Raw genomic sequence first — 24,937 nt, 5'->3', positions numbered from 1 at the left:
CAGATCCCTTTCCGCCAGGAAAGGGCTCTGACCCCGAACCCCGCGTTTTGCACTACATTGGTGCAATGTCCGACCCCGCACCCCCGCCGTCCCTTGATGCCCTGGGCACGCCGCTGGCCTGGGCCGGGGCCGATGGCTGCATTGCCGGCTGCAATCCGGCCTTCGCCCGCTGGCTGGGCGTCAGCGTCCGGCGCCTGCTGGGTCGGCCATTGGCCGCACTGGAAGTGCAGGGCGAGGCACTTGCCCATTTCCTGGCCCGCGATGAGCGCGACAGCCTGCGCCTGAACCGGCTGGCGCTGGCGGTGCCCGGCGAGGCGCCGCGCTTCGCCGAGGGCTGGATGAGCCGCCGCGACGATGGTGGCTGGCTGCTGGAGGCGCATCCGGTCGATGAATTCCCCGGGCTGGACCCAACCCAGGCGCTGCCCAGTGCGCTCAGCGCGGCGCTGAAGGGCCTGGCCCACGAGCTGCGCAACCCGCTGGCCGGGCTGAAGGGCGCGGCCCAGCTGCTGGCCCGCCGCGCGGCGCAGCGCGACGCCAGCGAACGTGAGCTGATCGAACTGATCGGCTCGGAGATCGAGCGCCTCAACGGCCTTCTCGACCAGCTGCTGTCGCCGGCCCCGGCCGCGCCGCATGCGGAACTGAACATCCATGCCGCGCTGGAACGTGTGCTGCGCCTGGCCGAGAACGAGGCCGGCTGGGCGGTACGCCTGCAGCGCGACTACGACCCCAGCATTCCCGAATTCCACGGCGACGCCGACCGCCTCACCCAGGCGGTGTGGAACCTGGTGCGCAACGCGATCCAGGCCGGTGCCGGCAGCATCACCCTGCGCACCCGCGTGGAGCATGGGGTGCGCATCGCCGAGCAGTTGCACACGTTGGCCTTGCGCCTGGAAATCGCCGACGACGGCCGTGGCGTGCCCGAGGAGCTGGCCGAACACCTGTTCCTGCCGCTGGTCAGTGGCCGTGCCGAAGGCACCGGGCTGGGCCTGGCACTGGCCCAGCAGGTCGCGCGCGAGCATCGCGGCACGCTCACCTACCGCTCGCGTCCGGGCCATACCGTGTTCACCCTGCTGTTGCCGATCGGCAACGGCGCCGCTCCTGCCGAGGAGGCCCCGCGCGATGTCTGAGTCCCCCACCACCGCACAGCGCATCTGGGTGGTCGACGATGATCGTGCGGTGCGCTTCGTACTGTGCACCGCGCTGCGCGAGGCGGGGTACCAGGTCGTTGATTTCGACAGTGCCGCTCCCGCCCTGCAGGCGTTGAGCGCGGGCCCGCCACCGGCGCTGCTGTTCACCGATGTGCGCATGCCCGGCGACGATGGCCTGGTACTGCTGGACAAGCTCAAGGCCGCGTTGCCGCAGCTGCCGGTGGTGGTGATGTCGGCCTATACCGATGTCGCCAGCACCGCCGGTGCGTTCCGCGGGGGCGCGCATGAATTCCTGTCCAAGCCGTTCGACCTGGACGATGCCGTGGCGCTGGCGCAGCGTGTGCTGCCGGCCGTGGCGCCCGCGCTGGCCGCCCCCAGCCCCGCCGCCGAAACGCCCGGCGACCAGCCGCCGCAACTGGTGGGCGATACCCCCCCGATGCGTGCGCTGTTCCGCGCCATCGGTCGCCTGGCGCAGGCACCGCTGGCGGTGCTGATCACCGGCGAGACCGGCACCGGCAAGGAGCTGGTGGCCAATGCGCTGCACCGCGAATCGCCGCGTGCGCAGGGCCCGTTCGTCGCGCTCAATACCGCCGCGATCCCGGCCGAACTGCTGGAGAGCGAGCTGTTCGGCCACGAAGCTGGCGCCTTCACCGGTGCGCAGCGCCGTCATGTCGGCCGCTTCGAGCAGGCCAACGGCGGCACGCTGTTCCTGGATGAGATCGGCGACATGCCGTTGCCGCTGCAGACCCGCCTGCTGCGTGTGCTGGCGCAGGGTGAGTTCTTCCGCGTCGGTGGCCGCGAGCTGATCCGCGTCGATGTGCGCGTGGTGGCCGCCACCCACCAGGATCTGGAAGGCCTGGTCGCGCAGGGCAAGTTCCGCGCCGATCTGCTGCATCGCCTGGACGTGGTGCGCCTGCAGTTGCCGCCGCTGCGCGAGCGCCGCGAGGACATCGCGCAACTGGCCAGCACGTTCCTGGCCGCCGCCGCACGCAGGCTGGATACGCCGCCGAAGCGCCTCACCGCCGCGGCTCTGCAGGCGCTGCGCGAACACGACTGGCCGGGCAACGTGCGCGAACTGGAGAACGTGTGCTGGCGGATGGCCGCGCTGGCCGCCGCCGACACCATCGGCGTGGCCGATGTCGATACCGCGCTGAACCGCGCGCGCGGCCGCCGCAACAGCGGCAGCGCAGCCGATCCGGGCCAATGGGAAGCGCTGCTGGCCGAATGGGCGCGCCGTCAGCTGGCCGAGGGCGTGGAAGGGCTGCACGCGCAGGTGCGCGAGCGGGTCGACCATGCCCTGCTGGAGGCAGCGCTGCAGATCACCCACGGTCGCCGCGCCGAAGCCGCTGCCCGCCTCGGCCTCGGCCGCAATACCCTTACCCGCAAGCTGGGCGCCGGGCGCCGCCGCGGGGGCCATTGAACGGTCCCTGCACGCGATCCTCGCGCCCGCTTGCCGAACCGTTGATCGTTCATGGACGATGCAATGCTTAGTGTCACCTGCAAGGAGTCTTCGATGCGTCTGTCCTTTGCCATCCTGCCGTTGTCCGCCGCCGTGCTGCTGTCTGCCTGTGGCAGCGCGCCGAAGAAGGCCGAGCCCACCCCGCCGCCGCCCACCGTGGTCAGCGCAGCGAAGCAGGGCGAGGCCAATCTGTCGCCGGCCTCGGCCAGCATCGTCAGTGGCCGCATCGCACTGATGGTGGAGCCCGGCGGTATCCACATCACCGGCCTGATCGGTGGCCTGCAGCCGTTGCAGCAGGCCGGTTTCCACATCCACGAGCGTGGCGACTGCAGCGCGGTGGATGCCAGCAGCGCCGGCAACCACTTCAATCCCGGTGGCGCCGCGCATGGCCGCGCCGGCACCGGCAAGCACCACCTGGGCGACATGGACAACCTGCGTGCCGATGCCCAGGGGCGCGCCAACGTCGATATCCACCTCAAGGGCGTTACCCTTGGCGGAGGCGCCGCCACCGATATCGCCGGACGTGCACTGGTCGTGCATGCCAACGCCGACGACTATCGCAGCCAGCCCGCCGGCAATGCCGGCGTCCGCATCGCCTGTGGCGTGATCCGGGTCGTCCGCTGATCACTGCAGGCAACATCCAGGGAGAGATTCCAATGCGTCTGATCCACACTTCGCTGTTTGCGGCCATCGCCGCGCTGGGCCTGGCGGCCTGCGGCCAGCAGCCGGCCGCTCCGCAGACGGAAACCCCGCCGGCCGCCCCGGCCGAGGGCGCCACCACCGAACCGGCCGCAACGCCAGCCCCGGCGGATGCACCGGCTGCCGATGCCTCGGCCACCGCCGAACTGGCACCGACCCAGGGCAACGAAACCAAGGGCAGCGTCACCTTCAAGGTGGTCGACGGCAAGGTCCACGTGACCGGCCAGATCACTGGCCTGAAGCCGGGCAGCGAGCACGGCTTCCACATCCACGAGAAGGGCGACTGCAGCGCGCCGGACGGCATGAGCGCCGGCGGCCACTTCAACCCGGGCAAGCAGGATCACGGCAACGTCGCCACCGATCCGCACCACGGCGGCGACATGCCCAACATCAAGGCCGACGACAAGGGCGTGGCCACCATCGACGGCCCGGTGTCGAGCAATGTCAACATCGGCAAGGGTGATGACTTCGACATCATCGGCCGCGGCCTGATCGTCCACGCCGATGCGGACGACTACAAGACCCAGCCGACCGGCAACGCCGGCGCACGCCTGGCGTGTGCGGTGATCCAGAAGGCCCCGTAAGAATCAAGGAACGCCGGCGCAAGCCGGCGTTTTTCATTATCGGTAGTGCCGGCCGCTGGCCGGCAATCGCAGATCCGGACGTTGCCGGCCAGCGGCCGGCACTACCCGCCTTCAGCGCGCCAGCAGCTCGCGCGCGTCGTGCCCGGCCCCGCAGTGCACGAACAGCACTGCGGCCCTTTATGCTGGAAACGGAAAATGCTGGCGCAAGCCGGCGTTCTTCTTTATCGGTAGTGCCGGCCGCTGGCCGGCAATCGCACATCCGGAGGTTGCCGGCCAGCGGCCGGCACTACCCGCCTTCAGCGCGCCAGCAGCTCGCGCGCGTCCTGCCCGGCCTCGCAGTGCACGAACAGCACCGGCACGCCGTGCGCTTCCAGCACCGCGGCCATCTGCCGCTGGCGCATCAGGAACTGCTCGTAGATGCCCTGCAGGCGGTCGCAATCGTTCTTGCTGTGGTTGTAGTACGCGCACCAACCGGCCGGATCGAACAGCGCCATGCGTGCCTCGCCATGGGTATAGCGCAGCAGCGGCTCGGGCGCGGCATTGAGCCACTCGTCTTCGCCCGGCGCCATGATCGCGGTCTCGATCAGCGGCCACAGCGCCGCCAAGCCCTGGTTGTCGTACTGCATCGACATCATCGCGGCCAGGTCGTTCACGGTGAAATAGCGCGCGTGTTCGATGCGGGCACCGAAGCTGTTCTGTGCCATCAACGCGGTGTCGGCATGCGCCATGCCGTTGGCCAGCAGTGTTTCTTCCAGCGCATTGGCCACCGCGTTGGTGGTGGCCACGTCGCTGCCGGTCAGCAGGAACGGCACCACGCGCAGGCCGCCCCCCACCAGGGTCGCATCGGCCTGGAACGGCAGCGGCACATCGCCTGCGGCATCGGTGCCGAAGGCCAGCAGGCGCGGGCCCTGGTTGCGGCCCGGGGCACGCATCTGCAGTTCTTCCAGGCGGCGATGGATCGGCCAGCCCGGGCGCAGTACTTCGGCCGGGTCGAAATGGGCGGCCGCGAACACCAGGTCCAGCTCGGCCACCTGCGGCACCAGCTTGGAAAGGTCACGGCCGACGCGTTCGGCCAGTTCACCGGCCTGTTCAGCGCTGAGCACCGCCTGGCGGGGGATTTCGCCGCCGGCCAGTTCCAGGGCCAGCACGCCAAGGGCATTCATCGCGGGGTCGGGTTTGCTCATGGTTCCACGGTTGGCCCATCACAGGGCGGCAGCTACACTTGGCTCCATTATGCCTGCTCCGCCGTGCAGGCCATGTTGCAGACACCCTCATCCATGCCAGGTATCTCCATGCCCAACGCTCGTCCCGTCGCCATCCTCGGTGGCGTCCGCATTCCGTTCTGCCGCCAGAACACCGCGTATTCGGATGTCGGCAACCTCGGCATGTCGGTCCGTACGCTGGGCGCGCTGGTCGAACGGTTCGGCCTGCACGGCCAGCAACTGGGTGAAGTGGCGATGGGTGCGGTGATCAAGCACTCCAGCGACTGGAACCTGGGCCGTGAAGCCACGCTGTCCTCCGGCCTGTCGCCGCTGACCCCGGGCATCACCCTGCAGCGCGCCTGCGGCACCTCGCTGGACAGCATCATCACTGTCGCCAACAAGATCGCGCTGGGCCAGATCGAATCGGGCATCGGCGGCGGTTCGGACACCACCTCCGACGTGCCGATCGTCTACGGCAAGAAGCTGCGCGCGCGCCTGCTGGCCGCCAACCGCGCCAAGAGCACTGGCGACAAGATCCGCGCGCTCACTTCCGGCTTCAAGTTCTCCGAGCTCAAGCCCGAGTTCCCGGGCGTGGCCGAGCCGCGCACCGGCAAGAGCATGGGCGACCACTGCGAGGACATGGCCAAGGAATGGAACATCTCGCGCGACTCGCAGGATGAGTGGGCGGTGTCCTCGCACAAGAAGCTGGCCGCCGCCTATGAGCGTGGCTTCTTCAACGACCTGATCGCACCGTTCCGTGGCGTCGAGCGTGACAACATCCTGCGCCCGGATACCTCGCTGGAAAAGCTGGCCACGCTGAAGCCGGCGTTCGACAAGGTTTCCGGCCGTGGCACGCTGACCGCCGCCAATTCCACCCCGCTGACCGACGGTGCCGCTGCGGTACTGCTGGCCAGCGAAGAGTGGGCGCGCGCGCACGGCCATGAGCCGCAGGCCTACCTGCGCGACGCGCATGTCTCTGCGGTGGACTTCGTGCATGGCGAAGGCCTGCTTATGGCGCCGACCATCGCGGTGCCGGAGATGCTCAAGCGTAATGGCCTGACCCTGCAGGACTTCGACATCTACGAGATCCACGAAGCCTTCGCCGCGCAGGTGCTGTGCACCCTGCGTGCGTGGGAGAGCGAGGATTACTGCCGCAACCGCCTGGGGCTGGACGCACCGCTGGGCCGCATCGACCCGGACAAGATCAACCTGCTGGGTTCGTCGCTGGCCACCGGTCATCCGTTCGCCGCCACCGGCGCCCGCGTCATCGCCACCGCCGCCAAGCAGCTGGCCGAACGCGGCGGTGGTCGCGCGCTGGTGTCGATCTGCACCGCCGGCGGCATGGGCGTGGTGGCGATCGTCGAACGCTGATCGCTGCGACCGCGCGCCAACCAAGGTTGGCGACTACCAGAAATGCGTGCTGGATCTGCTGTGGTAGATGCCGACCTTGGTCGGCCGTGAAACGGCATCGCTCGGAAAGGCCACGCGCCAACCAGGGTTGGCGACTAACGGGTCCCGCACATGAAAACGCCGCCCATTGGGCGGCGTTTTTTGCTCCTGTGGGTGCCGACCGTTGGTCGGCCTATTTCAGCAGCGGTCACGGCAACCGCGGATTACCGAATTCGTCGCGCTCTTCGTTGGCGTCATACACCGGCGGCTGCACCGCGAGCGGCTGTTCTTCCACCGTGGCACGCAGTGGCGTCTCGCCGCCGCGCACCAGCGCCACGCTGTCCTCGCCGCGCTGCAGGCGCAGCGCATTGGCCAGGCACTGCGCGGCCAGCGCGTGTTCGCCACGCTGGGCGAACAGTTCACCCAGCGCTTCCCACGCCGGTGCACCGGCGCCGGCGGCGATGGCCTCGTGCAGGAACGCATCGGCGGCCTCCCACTGCTGCTGGGCCAGGGCCACGCGGCCCTGCGCCAGGCGCAACGCGGCCGAGCCGTCATGCACGTTGCGCCAACGTGCGAGGTTGGCCTGGCGGGTAGCCAGGCGCTCGGCCGGCAGACGGCCATACAGCGCCACCAGTTCGTCATCCCAGCGCTGGTCCAAGGCCTGTTCCAGCGCCAGCAGCGCCGGCTCGTCCCAGTCCAGCGCCACCGCGCGGCTGGCATAGGCGCCAACCACGTCCGGAGTCGGTCGCAGTGCCTTCGGCGTGGCTTCCCACTGCGCGGCCAGTGCGTTGACGTCGGCCGCTTCCAGCAGCGCTTGTGCAGCCAGGCGTGCTTCCAGTTCACTGCTGGCCTCGGCCGGCAGCACCTTGCTCTGGCGCAGTGCACCCAGCTGGCCATACGCCTCGTGGGCGCGGCCGGCCTGTGCCAGTGCCTCGGTGCGCAGCCACAGGCCACGTGGCGGCAGCGGCTGGATCGCCGCTACGTCCAATGCGTTGATCGCATCCACCGGCAGATCGCGCGCCAGCAGCTGTTCGGCGCGCAGCAGCGCCTGCAGGGTGGCATCACTTTCGCCCAGGCGCTGCAGCAGCGCCTCGCCAGCCGGGCCGTCGGCACGTGCCTGCGCGCTGCGCACGGCGTTGGCCAGCGCCACCGCGCTCACTTCCGGATCCTTGGCGGCACCGTCCAGCAGTTTCTCGGCACGCTGCCACTGGCCGTGCTCATAGGCCTGCAGGCCGTCGATCAGGCGCACCCGGCCCTGTTTGCGGCGGTAGCGGCCCCAGGCGCGGAACGGTGCGGCGATCAGGCTCCACAGCAGCCATAGCACCAGCACCGCGATCACTGCCAGCAGCGCCACCTTCGGCAGGTTGCTGTGGTAGTCGTAGCCGCCGTAGCGCAGGGTCACTTCGCCGAAGCGGTTCAGGTCATCGGCGCCGAGCCATTGCGCAGCGACCACGCCGATGGCCACGGCCAGCAACAGCACGACCAGGGATTGCAGGGGTTTCATGCGGGCTTACCTCCGGTCGGTCTGGGTGCGCAGTTGTTGCAGGGTGCTGCCAAGGACAGCGTCGTTGGCCTGCAGCGGCAGTTCGCGCAAGGCCTTCAGTTCAGCACGTTGCGCGCGCAGGGCTGGTGAATCCGGCCAGCGCCGCTGTGCCCAGTGCTCCACGCGGTCCAATGCGGTATTGCGCCCCGCGCGGTCGCCGCGCTCGATTGCCGCACGTGCCAATGTCAGTTCCAGCTGCAGCGCGTCGTCGGCATTGCGCTGTTCGGCGGCGGTCAGCGGGCCGTTCTGGCGGCTCGGGGTGATGTCCACGAACGGCGCCAGAGCTGCCTGCCACCAGGGTTTGGCGGTGCTGCTGCCGGTTGTGCCGGTGATCTGCGAAGGCAGGCCCTGCAGTGCCCTGCCCACAGCATCCAGACGCTGCAGCGACTGCACGCGTGGGCCGCTGCCGAGCGCATCCAGTGCCTCGCGCTCCTGCACCAGCGCCTGACGCAGGTTCAGGCCATCACTGTCGGGCAGTTCGGCCAGTGCCGTCGCGGCCTGGGCGTACAACCGGCGTGCGCCTTCCACATCGTCGGCGTAGTTCAGGCGCTGCGCGGCCTGGGTCAGCAGCAGTTCGGCCTCATCGCGCTGTACCGCCTGGCGGCCCTGGTTGGCGCTGTCGGCCAGCTTGGCCAGGTTCTCTTCCAGCAATGCGCTGCGCTGGGAAAGGCCCAGCATCTCGTCGCGCAGCACGCGGTTGGTGGCGGCCGCGTCCTGCAGGCGCTGGCTGGTCGCGCGCTGGTCACGACGCAGCGCATCCAGCGTGGCCTCCAGGCCCTTCAGCTGGACAGCCGTGGTCTGTGCCTGCGCTGCCTGTTCGTTCTGTTGCTGTTGCCAGACATACCAGCCGGCATAGCCGCCCACGCCGAGCACGACCACACCGGCCAGCGGCAGCAGCCAGCGCACGGGTCGACGGGGCGGGGAAACGGGCGGAGTGTCGTTCATCGGGCTTCCTTGTCGGCAACGTCGCCGGTCGGGGGCCGGCAGGCCGCGTTGTGCACAGCATCACTGTTGCCGACGACAGCGGCAAGCGTGACCCACGTCCCTGTTCAGGTCGCTGCCGGGACGGTGAGCGTGGCGTGTGCGGCCGCCACCAGCTGCGCGCTGGTGGGGCCTGCCGCGCGCACGACATGCTGCAGGCCCAGTGCCCGGGCCTGTTCGCCGAGGCGATCACTGGCCACCACGGCAGTCGCGTGCGCCTGCAGACGCTGCTGCAAGGGCGGCGGAAGCTGCTGCCAGAAATGCTGCAGCGCTTCGCCACTGCTCACCGCCAGCATCCACGGCTGCGCTGAATGCGCCAATCGAGCCAGCGCACGGGGCGGCAGGTGCAGCAGGCGACGCTGGTAGATGTCGGCACGTTCGATTGTGGCGCCGGCCGCCTGCAGCCGCGCGGCAATCAGGCCACGCCCGCCGGGCGCGGTCACCAGGCCGATGCGCAGGCCCTGTACGTCAGCCAGCACCGGCAGCGCCAGCAGGCCTTCACTGTCCATCCGCTGCGGCGCATGCACCTCGGTGATGCCGTGTGCCCGCAATGCGCGCGCGGTGCCTTCGCCGACGGTCAGCCACGGGCTGCGCTGCGCCTCGGCCAGCGGCAGCAGGGTGGCGGCCGCGGTCACGGCGGCCGGGCTGGTGAACACCACCCGATCGCAGTTCAGCGCGCGTTGCAGCTGGCGCAGCACGGGCGTGCCGTTCAGGCGCTGCAGGCGCCAGGGCGCCAGGGCCAGGACATCCCCGCCCAGCCCAGCAACGGCGCGGCGCAGCGCCACATTCTGGCCCCGCGGGCGCAGCGAGATCAGGGTCCAGCGCGCGCCGGAACGGGTGGCGCCAGTGGGTATCGTATGGTCGGCCATTGCCTGCATTATGCGGGCCCTTCGTTGTCGTGGTCGCTGCTCAGATGTCCGTTGATGCCCTGACTTCCTCGTTGGCCGCCCTGCAGGACGTGCTGGACTGCATGCCGGCGGTGCGCGCCATGCAGATCCAGCTCGACGGCTATGCCGATGGCGTGCTGCGCATCACCGCGCCGCTGGCCGCCAACGTCAACGACAAGGGCAACGCCTTCGGCGGCAGCCTGGCCTCGGTGCTGACCCTGTCCGGCTGGGCGCTGGTCAGCCTGCGCCTGCGCCTGGCCGGCCACGATGCCGAGGTCTACGTGGCCGACAGCAACCTGCGCTACCTGGCCCCGGTCTACGAAGACCTGCACGCCCACGCTGAGGCGGCCGAGGCCACCGGCTGGGATGCCTTCCTGAACACCTTCCGGCAGCGCCGCAAGGCCCGCATCAGCATCATCGCCACCCAGCCCGGCGCCGATGGCAAGCCCGCCGCCGAATTCAGCGGTCGCTTCGTTGCCTTCGCCAAAGGGTAGGATGGCAGGCTGACGTTCTGGGGAAACCACTGATGCGCCGCCTGATCCAGTTCCTGATCTGTTCCCTGCTGCTGGCCAGTGCCGTGGCCTCGGCCGACGACCTCAGCCGCAAGCAGCGCAAGCTGCTGGAAGAGACCCAGATCGCCTACGGGGCGACCATCCGCTGGGGCAGCATGGACGATGCCATCGGCTACCTCGACCCCAAGCTGCGCAAGGAAAAGCCGCCCACCGAGTTCGAGCTCAACCGTTACGCGCAGCTGCGCGTGTCGTCCTACCGCGAGCGCAGCAGTGCCTCACTGGACGGGGGACTGGTCGAGCGCCGGGTCGAAATCGGGGTGATCAACCAGAACACCCAGGCCGAGCGCACGGTGGTCGTGGTCGAGCGCTGGCGCTGGGACCCGGAAGCCAAGCGCTGGTGGCAGACCGCCGGCCTGCCGGACCTGTGGAAGGGGCAGTGACGGGCCGCGTCCGGCTTGTGCGACAATCGGCGCCCGCTTAATCGACCCGTGACCTGAGTGAATTACGAAGAGTTGCTGGCCTTTGCAGGCCGAAACCCGATGCTGTCCGCGGCCCTGGTCGGCCTGACCGTGGCCATCATCGTCACCGAGATCCGCCGCCTGTTCCGGGGCTTCAAGGGCATCAAGCCCGCCGAACTGACCCAGCTGATCAACGCGGGCGGCACGGTGGTGGTCGACCTGTCGGCCAGCGGTGACTTCGAGAAGGGCCACATTGCCGGCAGCCGCAACGCCCAGGCCAGTGCCTTCGGCCCGGACCACAAGCTGGTGGCCAACGCCAAGCAGTCGCCGGTGGTGCTGGTGTGCCGCAGCGGCAACGCCTCGGAAACCGCCGCCAAGGCGCTGAAGAAGGCCGGCTTCGAGAAGGTCTACGTGCTCGACGGCGGCATTCCCGCCTGGCAGCAGGCCGAGCTGCCGCTGGTCAAGGGCCGCAACTGATTGCCGCAGGTGGCGGATCCGGCCTTGTATGGGCCTGATCCCGCCCCCATCGCAGTAATTCGACCATCGTTTTCATTGCATTCATTGGAGTTACTGGAAATGTCCGAAGAGATCACCAACGGCGCTGCTGCGCCGGTCGATGCCGCCACCGGCCCCGCTTTCACCGTCGAGAAGATCTACGTCAAGGACGTCTCCTTCGAGTCGCCGAACGCCCCGACCATCTTCAATGACCAGGTGCAGCCGGAGCTGCAGCTGAACCTGAACCAGCAGGTGCAGCGCCTGGGTGAGAACGCCTTCGAAGTCGTGCTGGCCGTGACCCTGACCTGCCAGGCCGGTGAGCGCACCGCCTACGTGGCCGAAGTGAAGCAGGCCGGCGTGTTCGGCCTGGTCGGCCTGGACCCGCAGTCGATCGACGTGCTGCTTGGCACCCAGTGCCCGAACATCCTGTTCCCGTACGTGCGCCAGCTGATCAGCGACCTGATCCAGGCCGGCGGCTTCCCGCCGTTCTTCCTGCAGCCGATCAACTTCGAAGGCCTGTACGCAGAAACCCTGCGCCAGCGCCAGGAGCAGGGCGACGCACCGTCGCTGGCTGACTCCGAGCCGGCTGGCAACGCCTGATTCCTGCCGCGACGTCACGGATGAGCACTCCCGCTGACAAGATCGCCGTGCTGGGCGCCGGTTCCTGGGGAACCGCGCTGGCCAGCCTGCTCGCACGGCACGGTCATCCGACCGTGCTGTGGGGGCGCGACGCTGCCGTGGTCGAGGCCATCGACCAGCGCCACGAGAACCCGCGCTACCTGCCGGGCATCCCGCTGCCGGACAGCCTGCGTGCCACCACCGACCTGGCGTCGGCGGTGGAAGGCGCGGCCTGGATCCTGGTGGTGACCCCGTCGCATGCCTTCGGTGAAACCGTGCGTGCGCTGGCGCCGCTGCGTCCGGCCGGTGCCGGCGTGGCCTGGGCCACCAAGGGCTTCGAACCCGGTTCGGGCCGTTTCCTGCATGAAGTGGCGCGCGAAGTGCTGGGCGAGGACGTGCCGCTGGCCGTCGTCACCGGGCCATCGTTCGCCAAGGAAGTAACCCAGGGCCTGCCCACCGCGATCACCGTGCACGGCGACGTGCCCGAGTTCGCGCAGACGGTGGCCGAGGCGATGCATGGCCCGGCGTTCCGCGCCTACACCGGCGACGACATGGTCGGTGCCGAGCTGGGCGGTGCGATGAAGAACGTGCTGGCGGTGGCCACCGGCGTGGCCGATGGCATGCAGCTGGGCCTCAACGCCCGTGCCGGCCTGATCACCCGCGGTCTCAATGAAATGCTGCGCCTGGCTGCGGCGATCGGCGCCAAGCCGGAAACGCTGATGGGCCTGGCCGGCCTGGGCGATCTGGTGCTGACCTGCACCGGCGATCTGTCGCGCAACCGTCGCCTGGGCCTAGCCCTGGGCCGTGGCCAGACGCTGCAGGATGCCGTGCGCGAAATCGGCCAGGTGGTCGAGTCGGTGCAGACCGCCGACGAAGTGATGCGACAGGCACGCCGTCATGGCATCGACCTGCCGATCTCCGACGGCGTGCGTGCCGTGCTGCACGGCGAGCAGACCCCGGAAGAAGGCCTGCGCGCACTGCTGGCGCGGGAACAGAAACCGGAATACCCGGACACGCTGTTCAAGTGAATCGAGAAACCCCGGCCACGTGCCGGGGTTTTTTATGTGCGCGAGCCATCCACGCATGGCGTGGATCTACTGCCGAACCCGCTTCCGGTAGCTGCCAACCTTGGTTGGCGCCCGACGGCGGCAATCACCGCGCCCGTGGCGGCGCGCTGGTGTTGTCCATGTCCGAGAAGATCAACCACGGCCCGTCGCCCACGCGCTTCAGCGTCAGCATGAACTTGCCGGTGTCCCCTCGTTGCTGCCGTAGCGATACGCACCAATGATGTAGCCCCTGTTGCCCTCCACCGAGTGAGCCAACGCCCGCAGCCGCAACGGACTGCCGCCCTGGCCGGCATACGCGGCCTCGATCGCAGTACGCCCGCGCACCGGCGGCTGGTTGCTCTGCAGTACAAAACCATCCTCGGCAAACAGCGCAGCCAATGCCCTGGCATCCGCCGAGCGCCACGCCCGCTCGTAATCGCGTAGTGCGCGCTCCAGCGGTGCGGGCAGGGCTGCGCCCGGGAGAGGCCGTGCAGGCTTCGCGTTTTCTGCATCGTGGGCAATTGCCGGCGATGCCAGCCGCAGGGCACTGCAGAAGATCTTGGCGAGTCGTGTACGGCGCATGCGTCCGGCTCCAGGCGATGACGGGACGCTACGAACGCATCCTGGCACGGTGCTGGTTAGAATCACGCGGCTGCCGATTTGCTGGATGCAGCGCAGATCAGACAAGGACAGGGAATGAAGATTCGAATCACAGGGATGGCACTGACGGTCGCATTGCTGGCCGCCTGCGGGCAGGCACCGGCACCCGATGCAGCACCAGCCGCACCAGCACCGGCCACAGAAGCACCTGCGGCCACGGCAACGGTGGTCGAGAAGGCGCCATCCATCGAAGATGGCGTGGATCCCTCGGTGTGGGACAACGAAGGCGAACCGGAAGACCCGAGTGCCGGCGGCGAACTCACCTGCGCGGACAACCCGCTGGCGACGCATTTCTTCACCCTGGTGGGCGGCAATACCGTGGACGACTGCGGCCGCAAGGACCCGAAGGTGCTGGCCGCGTTCAACGCCCTGATGAAGAACACAGCCGCAGCCGAATCCGCTGACAGGGAGATTCCATCGCTGCGCGAACGCCTGTTGAGCGGGCCCAGCGGTCCTGGTGAGCTGCTGGTGCTGCAGGGCGAGCCGTGGTGGTTCTATACCGCCTGCCAGGCCCACGACTGCCCCGGCACCGCGTTGGCGATGCTGTATTCGCCGACGGAGGCGAAGATGGTCGGCCGTCTTACCGCGCGCTGTCGTGTGTGGTGGCTGGGCGAGCCGACGGCGGAACAACGTGCGCAGATCGAACAGCGCCAGCCACTGCAGGATGCCGCGTTGAAGGAAGACAGCGCGCTCTGCGAGTGATGTGACGCGCTCCGCAGCGCCGACTCCTACCCGGCGGAATCGCGGGCGTTGTCGCCCGCGTCACCCTTCCGGCCGCATACGCGCGCTGGCCTGTGCGTTCATGGCCAGGCACGCCATGATCAGCCCTTCCATCACCCGGTCGCCCACGTACTCGGCCTCCGCGCCGTTCTGGCGTACGCGTTCGGCCGCCAGCAGCAGTTCCAGCGTCACGCGCTGGCTTGCCAACGCACAGTCCGCATCGGCCAGCGCCATGCAACGGCCCGGCATCTGGTGACGCTCCGGCCAGGGTTGGCCGTCGGCGGCCGCGCCTTTGCCGATGCGGCGAAGCGTGGCGATGAAGGCATTCGGATCGGTCGCAGCCGCGTGCTCTGGCGGCCCACCGCCAGTGGCGGATGAGCGATGCGGATGCAGGCGAGGGAAGTCCGGTGTGGTCATGGCAGTGCTCCGTGCAGGACAGACGGTAGCCGCCACACAAAGGTGGCGGGCGGAGACGTGGCTCGAAAACCGGGAGATCACGAACAAGACCGGCAGGCGCAAGGCCTCCACGCTCCGCCCGCCATAGCCGGCAGACGGAATGCCAGCCGGCGCCACGCGGGGTGACGCCGGCTGGCAAGCGCAAACAACGTTCGTGATCTAACGGGTTTTCGAGGCCCGGCCACCGATTTTCCGGTGGCCCGCCATCTGTACCGCTGTCGCTGCGCAACGCCAATCAGACGAGTTGCAAACAGCGTTTGATCGAAGACGCTTTCAGCATTCTTGCATGCTGTTAAGCCGTCGCGGACGCAGGTGCCGCAACGTCCGTGGCAGCGTGGGGAATATGCGACATGGTTCGAACTTGATGACAGGGATATGGGTACCCCACCAAGCCGATGACGACAGTGCGGAGCGAAGAACGTAAATCGAACTCGCCCCACTCTGGTTGTCAGCGCTCTTGGGGTCTTTCGTACCAGGCCTGAGTACGGTTGACGATGCGCACCACGGACAGCATGACCGGCACCTCGATCAGCACGCCCACCACCGTCGCCAGCGCCGCCCCGGAATGCACGCCGAACAGTCCCACCGCAGTCGCCACCGCCAGTTCGAAGAAGTTGCTGGCACCAATAAGCGCTGACGGGCCGGCCACGCAATGTGCCACGCCCAGCCGACGGTTGAGCAGGTAGGCCAGGCCCGAGGTGAAATAGACCTGGATCAGGATCGGCACGGCAATCAGCGCGATTACCAGCGGTTGCTTCACGATCTGCTGGCCCTGGAACCCGAACAGCACCACCAGCGTCAGCAGCAGCGCGGACAGGGACAGCGGCCCCAACCTTCGAAGCGTGAGTTGCAGGCCCGCCTCGCCGCTGCGCAAAAGGATCCAGTGCCGCAGCAGTGCAGCAGCCAGCACCGGCACCACGATGTAGAGACCAACGGACAGCAACAGCGTATCCCACGGTACGGTGATCGCTGACAGGCCGAGCAGCAGTGCAACCACCGGCGCGTAGGCAACCACCATGATCGCGTCGTTCAACGCCACCTGGCTCAGGGTGAAGTTGGCATCACCGCGGCACAGGTTGCTCCACACGAACACCATGGCGGTGCAGGGTGCGGCTGCCAGCAGGATCAGCCCGGCGATGTAGCTGTCGATCTGTGCTGCGGGCAACCAGTCGGCGAAGGCATGGCGCAGGAACAGCCAGCCCAGCAGCGCCATCGAGAACGGCTTCACGGCCCAGTTGATGAACAGTGTTACCCCGATGCCCTTCCAGTGTTGCTGCAACTGGCGCATCGCGCGGAAGTCGACCTTCAGCAGCATCGGGATGATCATCAGCCAGATCAGCACCGCAACCGGCAGATTGACCTTGGCCACTTCGGCGGACGCCAGCACCGCGAAGGCACCGGGCAGGACGTGGCCCAGCAGCGTGCCCATCGCAATGCACAGCACAACCCACAGCGTCAGGTGTCGCTCGAACAGACCCATGGCAGTGGCACCGTCACTGCGCGCCGTCGGTCGGCAACAGCTGGCCGATCCGGTCCAGCGCGTGCTGCAGCGCTTCGCGTTCGGACCACACCGATTCGGGCAGTGCGAGCAGCGCACGCAGGCGGGTTTTCACGATGGCATGGGCCAGCGCGAAGGCTGCGGCCTTGTCGGCATCGCTGCCTGCCACGGCGGCCGGATCGGGCAGGCCCCAATGGCTGCGGATGAAGTCACCGAACACCACTGGGCAAGCTTCGGCAGCGGCCGCATCACACACGGTGATGACCAGGTCCATGGGCGCTGCATCCACGAACTCGTCCCATGATTTGCTGCGCAGCCCTTCAACGGGCATTCCTTCGGCATGCAGTTGTGCCAGCGCGAACGGATTGACCTGGCCGGTGGGCTGGCTGCCCGCACTGAATGCCCTGAAGCGATCGCTGTCCCAGGCGCGCAGGGTGGCTTCAGCCAGCACGCTGCGCGCGCTGTTGCCGGTGCAGAGGAACAGGACATTGCGGGTCATGTGGCAATCGCTTCGATGGGGTGGGTCGTGTGCGGTATCAGCACTTGCAGGCGGGTTCGGCGGGGACGCACTGGTTGCTGGGTGAGCCCGCGCAACAGTTGTGCGTGAGGTACTCGATCAAGCCGTTCATGGCATCGAAGTTGGCGCGGTAGCAGACGTGGCGGCCCTGGTTCTCGCTCTCCACCAGCCCGGCCTGCACCAGCTCCTTCAGGTGGAAGCTGAGCGTGGCCGGCGGCACCTGCAGGGCCGTAGCGATGTCGCCCGCCATGCGCCCTGCCGGGCCGGCCTCCACCAGCAGGCGGAAGGCAGCCAGGCGGGTGGCATGACCGAGGGCGGTCAGGGCGGAGATTGCATTCGATGTTTCCATGTTTCTAGAATAATCGAATGAATGAGCCAATCACAAGCCTGGACCTGCCCAACCTGGTGGAATCGTCATTGCCCCAGCCCAATCATCACCAGCTCGCCGCGGCAGATCTGGGGCCGCCACGCATCCTCCTGCTCTACGGCTCGCTGCGGCCCCAGTCGTTCAGCCGCAAGCTGGCGCTGGAAGCCGAGCGACTGCTGCGCCATCTGGGGTGCGAAACCCGGGTGTTCGATCCGCATGCGCTGCCGATGCTGGACAGCGTGGACCCGCACCACCCTGAAGTGCAGCGACTGCGCGAATGGTCGCAGTGGTCGGAAGGCCAGGTATGGGTCAGCCCCGAGCGGCATGGCACGGTCACCGGCGTGTTCAAGAACCAGATCGACTGGTTGCCGCTGGAAGATGGCAGCGTGCGGCCCACGCAGGGCAGGACGTTGGCGGTGATGCAGGTGAGCGGCGGCTCGCAGTCGTTCAACACGGTCAACGCGTTGCGCGTGCTTGGTCGTTGGATGCGCATGCTGACCATCCCCAACCAGTCGTCGGTGGCCAACGCCTGGCAGGAATTCGATGACGACGGCCGGATGAAGCCCTCGCCGTACTACGATCGGGTGGTGGATGTGATGGAAGAGCTGGTGAAGTTCACGCTGCTGACGCGGGGCCGGTCGGACTACCTGGTAGACCGTTACAGCGAGCGGAAGGGCGACGCCCACGCCGCGGCATTGGCGCGGGCTGCAGAGGCTACGGCTTCCTGATCCTCATTGGTGCCGATGTGAGGCACGCTCACCCAAGCAGCCTCTTCACCCTTGAAGCTGCAAGGCGGATGATCACCACATAGGCCAGCAACATGCCGGTGCCGATGCCCATTACTTCGATTTCCCAGTTGCGGCGGTAGGGAGAAGGGCCCATGAAGGCCCACGCCAGAAGCACCGCCGCAATCAGCAAGGCGCTGCGATTGGCCTTCGAAATGAGCGCATCTTCGGTCGCGTGCCCCATGTTCGGATCCCAGGAACCGAGCAGCCACCCCAATCCACGCAGGTAGTCGCGCGCCACGAAGAACAGGAAGACGAATACGCCTCCCATCGTGCTCAGCAGAAACTGGAAGAGTGGGTCCACCGGCGGCCTCATGGACGAGGCAGACATTGCCTCGCAGGATCGTCTACGGGCGCAGTATGCCAGCGTGCCGGGCCTCGGGGGCACCACGCCTCACACGCAGGCGACTCTCCATGAGCAGACTGTGCATCGCAGCCGCCCGGCGGGCGGCATGTGCCCACAACGCCCAGGGCGGACGCACAAACGCACTACTCGCCAGCGTGCTGTGCGGTCTTCTTTTGGTTGCCATCGGTGACGGCACGGCTCTGCGCGAACTCCGGGAACGTCTTCGCGATCGAATCCTTGTCCGGCAGGATGTAGAACACACCGCCCTTCTCGAACGTGGACTGCACGATCTGCTCGTAGAACGCGGGCGAGACATTGATGCAGCCGTGGGTGACGCGGTTGTCGTCCGGCGAGGGCGATGCCAACCGCTCGGCGCGCTTTTCCTTCGGGCTGCCCGGCGGCAGCGGGTGCATCGACACGGCGGAATCGTAGTCCACCCACAGCACGCGTCCGGCATCGTCGGACGGGCCGTAACCGCCAATGAAGCGGCCGGCAGGCGTGGTGCGGTCGTGGCCGGGAATCGCGCTCAGTGCGAGCTTGGCGACGCCCGGTGCGGAATGGTCGCCGATCGCCGACCCAAACAGCGCCGGTGCGGCGCCGCGCAGCTTGCCGTCACCGCCGAAGACCAGAACCTGCGCCGCCGCCTTGTCCATGACTGCAAACGGATAGCCCTGGTTGTCCTTGCTGGCGACCACCCAGCCGGCCAGCTCGATCACTGTCTCGGACACGCTCTGGTCGGGCGGAAGTTCATCAACGGCGGCGACCGATGGTGCAGGTGCGTCCTTGTCCCTGGCGTTGGCTACGCCGCTGCACGCAACGGCCAGTGCCATGGCCAGGGAGGCATGGAGGGCGCGGCGTGCAGGGGAGGGGGAAGTACGAATGGGACGGCTCCTTGCAATGCAATCGTGGGTGGAAGGATGCCAGTGGCCGGCGAAGGCCACTGGGTCCCCGATACACCCGATACAGAGGTGGATCAATTCAAAAGGTGAGGGAGCGATTACCCGCGCGGCTTGCGGCCGGCAGGTGCCCTTTCAAGCTGCTGCACGCGACCTTCGATCTGGTCCAGGCGCTGATTGGCCTGCTGTGCGGACTGGTTGGCGGACTCCGCGCTCTGCGCAGCGCCCTGCACCTTGACGTCGAGCTGATCGAGACGCGAGTTGATGGTGGCAAACTCGTTCTTGTATGACGCGCAGGCGCCAAGGCTGACGGTGGCGATGAGCGCTACAGCAAGTGCGCGGGCCGTCTTCATGTGTTGCGGGTTCAGGTTCATTGCACTCCCTCCTTCGTCTGGGGAAGCTGGAATATAGCGGCGTTTGTTCCCGCCGCTACCAAGCGCTTTCAGCTGGAATTTGAATACGTGGAAGCACTGTGAAGCCGGCCCCTGACCCAACATTAACAAGCGGGATCAGGCGAGCTGATCTACGTCGGCGGCGTGCCTTGTGCCTGTTCAAGGTCGCCAATTCATCAGTATGAAGCGGCTCTCACAGCACTTGCGTTTCCACGCCTTTGGCAGCAGTGCAGGCAGGCGTCCATCCACTCGCCTCGAACACGGTCGCGGCGGTGTCGGGCCGCACATCCAGCAGCGTGGCGATGGCCCTGGTCCTGTCTGGCGCGCGGGAAACATAGCTGCGCGCGATGCGGTAGCCGACCCAGTATCCGAGATCTCCACGTCGTGCTTCATCGCCGGGGCCGTTGTACAGCCACTTCGAAAGATCGGTGCCCCCACTGTCCTGTACGAACGCGCGCTCCAGCGCACATTCGCGGCCCTGGGCCCAGCGACGCAGATGCGCGTTGGCCGGTTGCCCCGAGATCAGTTCACCCACGTACTCGGCGCCGCCTTCAAGCAACGTCTGATAGAGCAGGGTGGGCTGCGCGACATCGACGCTCGCACCGGGCTGTTGCACGTGCACGTACTCATGGGCGATCAGGTGCACGAAACGATCGCCGACGTCAGGCTGCATCCAGTCGGCGTTGCACAGTGCTTCCAGTCCGATCACCACACCATCTTCGGTGGTGACGCCGCCGCTGTTACCCCGCCCGACCAGCACGGTGACCGGAGGAAAACGTGCAGTGGGGAGCAGCGTGCCCAACCGATCGAGTGCGTCGGCAACCCGCGCGCGGATCGCCGGCAATGCCGCTGCACAGGTCCGCGCCCTGGCGAACAACGCCGGCTTGTCCTGGATGGCCCTGGCCAAACGCTCCATTGATCCGATGCGGCTGTCGGTGAAGCTGCGCAATGCCTCCGTGCCGGTGTCCAGATAGCCGCGCTGCAGGTCTTCGGCACTTGGTTTTCCTCCAGTGGCATCCAGCACGCTGAAGAAACGCGTGACATCGTCTGTCTGTACCACGATGCGTGCAGAAGGTTGGGCGCGCTCGGCCGCGTTGGCTGGCAGCTGCATCATCGGAAGGGCGACGAGCAGCAGCACCCGCACCGCGCGGCGCGCATGGGGCGGAAACAGCAGTGATGCGACGGACGCGTGCGGCATGTGGAGTTCCCTGAACGCCAGCCTTATTTATACACCAGTCAGTTCAATATTCAGGGTCGATTAGACCCCCTAACGGATAATTCACACCTGTCGACCGCCTCCTCTCTCTCCCCCTCCCGGGAGGCGGCCGACGAAACCAAAATAATTAAAGGTGTGTCCCGATGAACAAGAATTCGCTGCTCGCCCTGGGTCTCCTGGCTGCCCTGCCGTTCGCTGCATCGGCAACCGACGGCCTGTCGTACAACTACGTTGAAGGCGGCTACGTGAACACCGATGCCAAGGGCGGCGACGCCGATGGCTGGAAGGTGAAGGGTTCCGTGGCGGTGCACCCGAACTTCCACATCTTCGGCGACTACAGCGCGCAGGAAACCGACAAGTTCAAGAATGACGTCGACCAGTGGCGCATCGGTGCCGGCTACAACTACGGCATCGCACCGAACACCGACCTGGTGGCCCGCGTTGCGTACCAGAAGTTCGACATGAAGCATGGCCTGGACTTCAACGGCTACTCGACCGAAGTCGGCGTGCGCACCGCGTTCAACCCGTACGTGGAAGGCTACGTGATGGCCGGCTACGAGGACTACACCAAGAAGCACGGCATCAACCCGGACGGCGAGTTCTACGGCCGTGTCGGCGCCACCGCCAAGTTCAACCAGAACTGGGGCCTGAGTGGCGAAGTGAAGCTGGCCAAGGCCGGCGACCGCGAGTGGTTCGTGGGCCCGCGCTTCACCTGGTAACAAACGCCTGTCGTTAGTGCGTGTTGTGCTGGCGTGTGACTCTCTCTCTCTCTCTCCCACACGCCAACCGAAGCCCGGCCTCGCGCCGGGCTTCACTTTTATGGGCCCCGTGGCGCCACAATGCGGCATGGGCGACCCTTCCTCTCTTGCAGGCACCGGCACGACCTACCAGGAACATCTGACGCCTGCGCCGCTGCGCGGCCACTTTGGCCAGCTGTGGCAGAGCCAGCTTCCTGCCGATGCCGATGGGCACATCACCGTATTGCCCGATGGCTGCGTGGATATCCTCTGGCGCGACGGTGCGCTGTTCGTCGTCGGCCCGGACCGTGTGGCCGCGCACCCGGCGCTGGCACCCGGTGCGCAGGTGCTGGGCGCACGCTTCCGCCCCGGCCAGGCATTGGCCGCGCTGGGCCTGCCTTTGGCCGGGATCACCGGCCAGGCCGTGCCACTGGCTGATCTGAAGGGCGCGTGGGCGAACGAGGCGGCGGCCTCCATCGGCGACACCGCGCCTGCACAGCGCCTGCAGCGAATGGCGCACTGCCTGCAACAGCACATGGGTGCGGCCGCGCTCGATACGCCGGCGCAGCGCGCCCATGTCCTGTTCCAAGCGCTCGCCGCGGGTAATGCCACGCTGGATACGCTGGCGGCGCAGTTGGGCCTGAGCCCGCGCAGCCTGCGGCGTTTCAGCCAGTCGCAGTTCGGCTACGGCGCCAAGACGCTGGAGCGGATCCTGCGGCTGCAACGTTTCCTGCGCCAGAGTCGCGCGCTGCCACAGCATTCGTTGGCGATGCTGGCCGCTGATGCCGGCTATGCCGACCAGGCCCATCTCAGCCGCGAGGCGCGCGAGCTGACTGGCATGACCGCCAGCGAGCTGCGCCTGGAGTGGGGACAATGATGGCCGTTTTGTTCAAGACCGCCGTGCCGCGCTGACCGAAGCTGGGGTTCCAATCACGGAGCAACCTCATGAGCTACGAAGCTACCCACGAAGCCGAACGCCGCATCGACAACATCGAATTCGCCGTCGCCAGCATCGCACGCAGCAAGCGCTTCTACGGTGAGGTGTTTGGCTGGCGCTTCACCGACTATGGTCCGGCCTATACCGAGTTCGACGACGGCCGCCTGAAAGGTGGCTTCGTGGCCGACGCAGCGGTGCATGCGCACGGCGGTCCGCTGGTGATCCTGTACTGCGCGGACCTGGCCGACGCACAGCAGCGCGTGGTCGCCGCCGGTGGCGAGGTGGTGCAGGCGGTGTTCGCCTTCCCCGGCGGCCGCCGCTTCCACTTCCGCGATCTGGACGGCTACGAGCTGGCGGTCTGGAGTGATGTGGACTGAAGTCTTCGTACCTTCGCCGGTGGACGGAACGAGAACCGCTCCGTCCCCGGTCAGGCGGTTCCGCTATGATCGCCCGCACATCGCCACACGCGATGCGTCCGCCTCAAGCCAGCAGGAACCGCCGTGAACTCCCAGCCCGCACCGATCACCGCCGTCAACCACACGCTCGACAACGAGCCGCAGCAGATCACTGCGCCGCTCACCCATTCGGCGGCGTTCCTGGTGCTGAAGGTGAAGGATGACGAGGCGTCGATCGCCAAGGCGCGCGAGGTGCTGGCCAGTACCGACGATCTGATCAAGAACACCGCCATCCGCGAGATCGAGCGCACCTTCACCTGCAACGTGGCCATCGGCCATCGCGTGTGGCAGCCGCTGGTAGGCTCCACGCCGCCACGCGAGCTGAAGCCGTTCCGCGAGATCAAGGGCGCGACCCACACCGCCGTGTCCACGCCCGGTGACCTGCTGTACCACATCCGCGCACGCACCATGGACCTGATCGTGGCCTTCGAGCGCAACCTGCTGATGGCCTTCGGCGATGCGGTCGAAGCGGTCGATGACGTGGCCGGCTTCCGCTATTTCGATGGCCGCGACCTGCTCGACTTCGTCGATGGCACCGCCAACCCGGAGGGGCTGTCGCTGCCGGAAGCCACGATCGTGGGTGGGGAAGACCCGGAACATGCCGGCGGCAGTTACGTGGTGGTGCAGAAGTACCTGCACAATCTCGATGCGTGGCGCGCGCAGAAGACCGAGGCGCAGGAGGCGATCATCGGCCGCACCAAGCACGACAACATCGAGCTGGATGACGCGCCGGCGGATGCGCAGAAGTCGCACAAGACCCTGTGCACCATCGAAGACGCCGACGGCGAGCACGAGATCCTGCGCGACAACATGCCGTTCGCCAACCCGGGCCGTGGCGAGTACGGTACCTACTTCATCGGTTACACCCGCCGCCTGTGGGTGATCGAGAAGATGCTCGAGCGCATGTTCATCGGCAATCCCGCACCGCTGCATGACCGCATCCTTGATTTCTCCACCGCCACCACCGGCGTGACCTTCTTCGCACCCTCGCGCAAGGTGCTGGCCGACCTGGGCGAGTGATCAACGCACGCGTATGCATCTGGAGGACGTATGTCTGTCTTGAGAGCCCCATTCCTGGCGGCATTGTTCATGGGCATCGCCGGCTGCTCGACAGCACCTGGTCTGCTTGAACAAACGCCCGAGTCATTTGGTTCTTCGAAATCGGTACAGCAGGTCACCGTTTGCCTGTCCCAGACATGGACACAACGCAACAAGGTCGTGCGCGTGCTGCCCACCGAATCCGGGCAGCGCATTGTCATCGACAACCCTGTGAACCATGGGGTGATTGCCATTGTCGAGCTTGCCTCTGTCCCGGCTGGTACGTCTGCACGCTACTGGAAGGGTGCAGGCCTCACCGGCTGGACACGTGATGATCTGAAGGCTTGTCTGGACTGATCGAAGGCAATCCCTCGCAATCGGGCAAGCTCGAAGCGCCGGGCCATCACCGGCCGCCATCCGCCTGTCATCTATGGCGCCGACCATGGCGCGCTGGATGGGAGTGCAGGAGGCAGGCGATGGTGTCAGCAAACAGGACCGGCCTACGCCGCTGGTGGCGGCGTCTGGCTGCGGTGTTCGGCGCGTTGGCACTGGGGAGTGCCAGCGTTTCCGCGCAGGAAGCCCCTGCGCACTGGATGGCCTACGCCGCCGCCGTGGGTGGCCAGCTGCAGCAGCGCCTGCAGCAGGAACAGGACCCGCAGGCGCAGCGTGTGCTGGCGTGGTTGCAGGCGCACCCTGACACACCGGCACCGCTGCCGGTGAGCGTGTGGATCGCGGCGGATGGCCGTATTTCGAAACTGGAATTCGACAGCCTGGGCGATGCCCAGGTCGACGCCGACCTGCGCGCGACGCTGCAGGCCGCGCCGTTGCAGGCGGCACCGCCGGCCGACATGCGCCAACCGATGCGATTGGGCCTGTTGCTGGAGCCGAAGTAGATC

General features: G+C 67.3%; 30 protein-coding genes and 1 pseudogene. 18 read left to right on the top strand and 13 right to left on the bottom strand.

The window, feature by feature from the left end:
- The first annotated feature begins 65 nt into the window (after positions 1–65).
- From AC5P7A_RS11505 to AC5P7A_RS11490, 4 genes are all read left to right on the top strand, one after another.
- Positions 66–1,127, top strand: coding sequence for a two-component system sensor histidine kinase NtrB (locus AC5P7A_RS11505; protein ID WP_032959394.1), 1,062 nt, complete (start codon positions 66–68; stop codon positions 1,125–1,127).
- Positions 1,120–2,568 (top strand): nitrogen regulation protein NR(I), encoded by a 1,449-nt coding sequence (gene ntrC, locus AC5P7A_RS11500; protein WP_032959347.1) that lies wholly within the window; start codon positions 1,120–1,122, stop codon positions 2,566–2,568. Before AC5P7A_RS11505 ends, ntrC begins: the two co-directional genes overlap by 8 nt.
- Before the next feature lie 93 nt (positions 2,569–2,661).
- A complete protein-coding gene (locus AC5P7A_RS11495; protein ID WP_032959349.1) occupies positions 2,662–3,231 on the top strand; it encodes a superoxide dismutase family protein in 570 nt (189 codons plus the stop codon).
- A gap of 32 nt (positions 3,232–3,263) precedes the next feature.
- On the top strand, positions 3,264–3,890 hold the full coding sequence (locus AC5P7A_RS11490; RefSeq protein ID WP_262217483.1) for a superoxide dismutase family protein: 627 nt from the start codon (positions 3,264–3,266) through the stop codon (positions 3,888–3,890).
- 296 nt (positions 3,891–4,186) lie between these two features.
- On the opposite strand, the gene AC5P7A_RS11485 is transcribed toward AC5P7A_RS11490, so the two are convergent.
- Positions 4,187–5,074 carry a hypothetical protein gene (locus AC5P7A_RS11485; RefSeq protein WP_041862938.1) on the bottom strand — a complete coding sequence of 296 codons (888 nt, stop codon included), beginning with the start codon at positions 5,072–5,074 and terminating at the stop codon, positions 4,187–4,189.
- 93 nt (positions 5,075–5,167) lie between these two features.
- Between AC5P7A_RS11485 and AC5P7A_RS11480 the strand changes: the two genes are divergently transcribed.
- The gene (locus tag AC5P7A_RS11480; RefSeq protein ID WP_111206060.1) at positions 5,168–6,463 is read left to right on the top strand and encodes an acetyl-CoA C-acetyltransferase; all 1,296 of its coding nucleotides are present in this window, start codon (positions 5,168–5,170) and stop codon (positions 6,461–6,463) included.
- A gap of 226 nt (positions 6,464–6,689) precedes the next feature.
- Here AC5P7A_RS11480 and AC5P7A_RS11475 read toward each other — a convergent pair whose 3' ends face one another.
- The 3 genes from AC5P7A_RS11475 to AC5P7A_RS11465 all read right to left on the bottom strand — a co-directional run bounded on the left by AC5P7A_RS11475 (position 6,690) and on the right by AC5P7A_RS11465 (position 9,883).
- A complete protein-coding gene (locus AC5P7A_RS11475) occupies positions 6,690–7,985 on the bottom strand; it encodes a heme biosynthesis HemY N-terminal domain-containing protein (protein WP_049418860.1) in 1,296 nt (431 codons plus the stop codon).
- 6 nt (positions 7,986–7,991) lie between these two features.
- Positions 7,992–8,969 carry a uroporphyrinogen-III C-methyltransferase gene (locus AC5P7A_RS11470; protein ID WP_032959352.1) on the bottom strand — a complete coding sequence of 326 codons (978 nt, stop codon included), beginning with the start codon at positions 8,967–8,969 and terminating at the stop codon, positions 7,992–7,994.
- A 104-nt stretch (positions 8,970–9,073) separates the two neighbouring features.
- Complete coding sequence (locus AC5P7A_RS11465) at positions 9,074–9,883, bottom strand: uroporphyrinogen-III synthase (RefSeq protein ID WP_495220145.1); 810 nt, start codon at positions 9,881–9,883, stop codon at positions 9,074–9,076.
- Positions 9,884–9,918: 35 nt separating this feature from the next.
- Here AC5P7A_RS11465 and AC5P7A_RS11460 point away from each other — a divergent pair, with 35 nt between their 5' ends.
- The 5 genes from AC5P7A_RS11460 (at position 9,919) to AC5P7A_RS11440 (ending at position 13,003) form a co-directional block, all read left to right on the top strand.
- Positions 9,919–10,386, top strand: coding sequence for a YiiD C-terminal domain-containing protein (locus tag AC5P7A_RS11460; protein WP_005407593.1), 468 nt, complete (start codon positions 9,919–9,921; stop codon positions 10,384–10,386).
- A 32-nt stretch (positions 10,387–10,418) separates the two neighbouring features.
- Positions 10,419–10,844 (top strand): hypothetical protein, encoded by a 426-nt coding sequence (locus AC5P7A_RS11455; protein WP_014035526.1) that lies wholly within the window; start codon positions 10,419–10,421, stop codon positions 10,842–10,844.
- Positions 10,845–10,901: 57 nt separating this feature from the next.
- Positions 10,902–11,339, top strand: coding sequence for a rhodanese-like domain-containing protein (locus tag AC5P7A_RS11450; protein WP_014645505.1), 438 nt, complete (start codon positions 10,902–10,904; stop codon positions 11,337–11,339).
- 99 nt (positions 11,340–11,438) lie between these two features.
- The gene (gene secB / locus AC5P7A_RS11445) at positions 11,439–11,957 is read left to right on the top strand and encodes a protein-export chaperone SecB (protein ID WP_005407596.1); all 519 of its coding nucleotides are present in this window, start codon (positions 11,439–11,441) and stop codon (positions 11,955–11,957) included.
- A 20-nt stretch (positions 11,958–11,977) separates the two neighbouring features.
- Positions 11,978–13,003 carry an NAD(P)H-dependent glycerol-3-phosphate dehydrogenase gene (locus AC5P7A_RS11440; RefSeq protein ID WP_005420929.1) on the top strand — a complete coding sequence of 342 codons (1,026 nt, stop codon included), beginning with the start codon at positions 11,978–11,980 and terminating at the stop codon, positions 13,001–13,003.
- Positions 13,004–13,127: 124 nt separating this feature from the next.
- Here the strand turns inward: AC5P7A_RS11440 and AC5P7A_RS11435 are convergent.
- Positions 13,128–13,603, bottom strand: a pseudogene (locus tag AC5P7A_RS11435) (YybH family protein).
- A gap of 114 nt (positions 13,604–13,717) precedes the next feature.
- Between AC5P7A_RS11435 and AC5P7A_RS11430 the strand changes: the two are divergent.
- Positions 13,718–14,383, top strand: a complete 666-nt coding sequence (locus AC5P7A_RS11430; protein WP_262225330.1) for an inhibitor of vertebrate lysozyme family protein — start codon at positions 13,718–13,720, stop codon at positions 14,381–14,383.
- 60 nt (positions 14,384–14,443) lie between these two features.
- Here AC5P7A_RS11430 and AC5P7A_RS11425 read toward each other — a convergent pair whose 3' ends face one another.
- The 4 genes from AC5P7A_RS11425 to AC5P7A_RS11410 form a co-directional block, all read right to left on the bottom strand.
- Positions 14,444–14,818 carry a hypothetical protein gene (locus AC5P7A_RS11425; RefSeq protein ID WP_075076523.1) on the bottom strand — a complete coding sequence of 125 codons (375 nt, stop codon included), beginning with the start codon at positions 14,816–14,818 and terminating at the stop codon, positions 14,444–14,446.
- A 487-nt stretch (positions 14,819–15,305) separates the two neighbouring features.
- Positions 15,306–16,337 carry an ACR3 family arsenite efflux transporter gene (gene arsB / locus AC5P7A_RS11420; RefSeq protein WP_046427852.1) on the bottom strand — a complete coding sequence of 344 codons (1,032 nt, stop codon included), beginning with the start codon at positions 16,335–16,337 and terminating at the stop codon, positions 15,306–15,308.
- Positions 16,338–16,350: 13 nt separating this feature from the next.
- Positions 16,351–16,854 (bottom strand): arsenate reductase ArsC, encoded by a 504-nt coding sequence (locus tag AC5P7A_RS11415; protein WP_111206057.1) that lies wholly within the window; start codon positions 16,852–16,854, stop codon positions 16,351–16,353.
- Between the two features lie 37 nt (positions 16,855–16,891).
- Positions 16,892–17,221, bottom strand: coding sequence for an ArsR/SmtB family transcription factor (locus AC5P7A_RS11410; RefSeq protein WP_111206056.1), 330 nt, complete (start codon positions 17,219–17,221; stop codon positions 16,892–16,894).
- 17 nt (positions 17,222–17,238) lie between these two features.
- Between AC5P7A_RS11410 and arsH the strand changes: the two genes are divergently transcribed.
- Positions 17,239–17,967 carry an arsenical resistance protein ArsH gene (arsH, locus tag AC5P7A_RS11405; protein WP_111206055.1) on the top strand — a complete coding sequence of 243 codons (729 nt, stop codon included), beginning with the start codon at positions 17,239–17,241 and terminating at the stop codon, positions 17,965–17,967.
- Positions 17,968–17,995: 28 nt separating this feature from the next.
- On the opposite strand, the gene AC5P7A_RS11400 is transcribed toward arsH, so the two are convergent.
- From AC5P7A_RS11400 to AC5P7A_RS11385, 4 genes are all read right to left on the bottom strand, one after another.
- Positions 17,996–18,328, bottom strand: a complete 333-nt coding sequence (locus tag AC5P7A_RS11400) for a hypothetical protein (RefSeq protein WP_227864434.1) — start codon at positions 18,326–18,328, stop codon at positions 17,996–17,998.
- 185 nt (positions 18,329–18,513) lie between these two features.
- A complete protein-coding gene (locus tag AC5P7A_RS11395) occupies positions 18,514–19,200 on the bottom strand; it encodes a L,D-transpeptidase (RefSeq protein WP_014645514.1) in 687 nt (228 codons plus the stop codon).
- A gap of 167 nt (positions 19,201–19,367) precedes the next feature.
- Complete coding sequence (locus tag AC5P7A_RS11390; protein WP_010487149.1) at positions 19,368–19,640, bottom strand: hypothetical protein; 273 nt, start codon at positions 19,638–19,640, stop codon at positions 19,368–19,370.
- A gap of 211 nt (positions 19,641–19,851) precedes the next feature.
- Positions 19,852–20,856, bottom strand: a complete 1,005-nt coding sequence (locus tag AC5P7A_RS11385) for a DUF2268 domain-containing putative Zn-dependent protease (protein ID WP_219633131.1) — start codon at positions 20,854–20,856, stop codon at positions 19,852–19,854.
- Between the two features lie 161 nt (positions 20,857–21,017).
- On the opposite strand from AC5P7A_RS11385, the gene AC5P7A_RS11380 reads away from it, so the two are divergent.
- From AC5P7A_RS11380 to AC5P7A_RS11355, 6 genes are all read left to right on the top strand, one after another.
- Positions 21,018–21,593, top strand: a complete 576-nt coding sequence (locus tag AC5P7A_RS11380; protein WP_005411880.1) for an OmpO family porin — start codon at positions 21,018–21,020, stop codon at positions 21,591–21,593.
- 127 nt (positions 21,594–21,720) lie between these two features.
- Entirely contained in the window at positions 21,721–22,488 is a 768-nt protein-coding gene (locus tag AC5P7A_RS11375; protein ID WP_495220144.1) for a helix-turn-helix transcriptional regulator, read from the top strand.
- Between the two features lie 68 nt (positions 22,489–22,556).
- Positions 22,557–22,925 carry a VOC family protein gene (locus tag AC5P7A_RS11370; protein ID WP_495220143.1) on the top strand — a complete coding sequence of 123 codons (369 nt, stop codon included), beginning with the start codon at positions 22,557–22,559 and terminating at the stop codon, positions 22,923–22,925.
- 123 nt (positions 22,926–23,048) lie between these two features.
- Positions 23,049–24,023, top strand: coding sequence for a Dyp-type peroxidase (locus AC5P7A_RS11365; protein ID WP_053494678.1), 975 nt, complete (start codon positions 23,049–23,051; stop codon positions 24,021–24,023).
- A 30-nt stretch (positions 24,024–24,053) separates the two neighbouring features.
- Positions 24,054–24,398 (top strand): hypothetical protein, encoded by a 345-nt coding sequence (locus AC5P7A_RS11360; protein WP_141098630.1) that lies wholly within the window; start codon positions 24,054–24,056, stop codon positions 24,396–24,398.
- 119 nt (positions 24,399–24,517) lie between these two features.
- Positions 24,518–24,934, top strand: coding sequence for a hypothetical protein (locus AC5P7A_RS11355; protein ID WP_329768266.1), 417 nt, complete (start codon positions 24,518–24,520; stop codon positions 24,932–24,934).
- Positions 24,935–24,937 lie beyond the last annotated feature (3 nt).

The sequence above is a fragment of the Stenotrophomonas sp. YJH_SMC_65 genome, from assembly GCF_059369475.1.
This window is presented reverse-complemented; position numbering and strand designations above follow the sequence as displayed.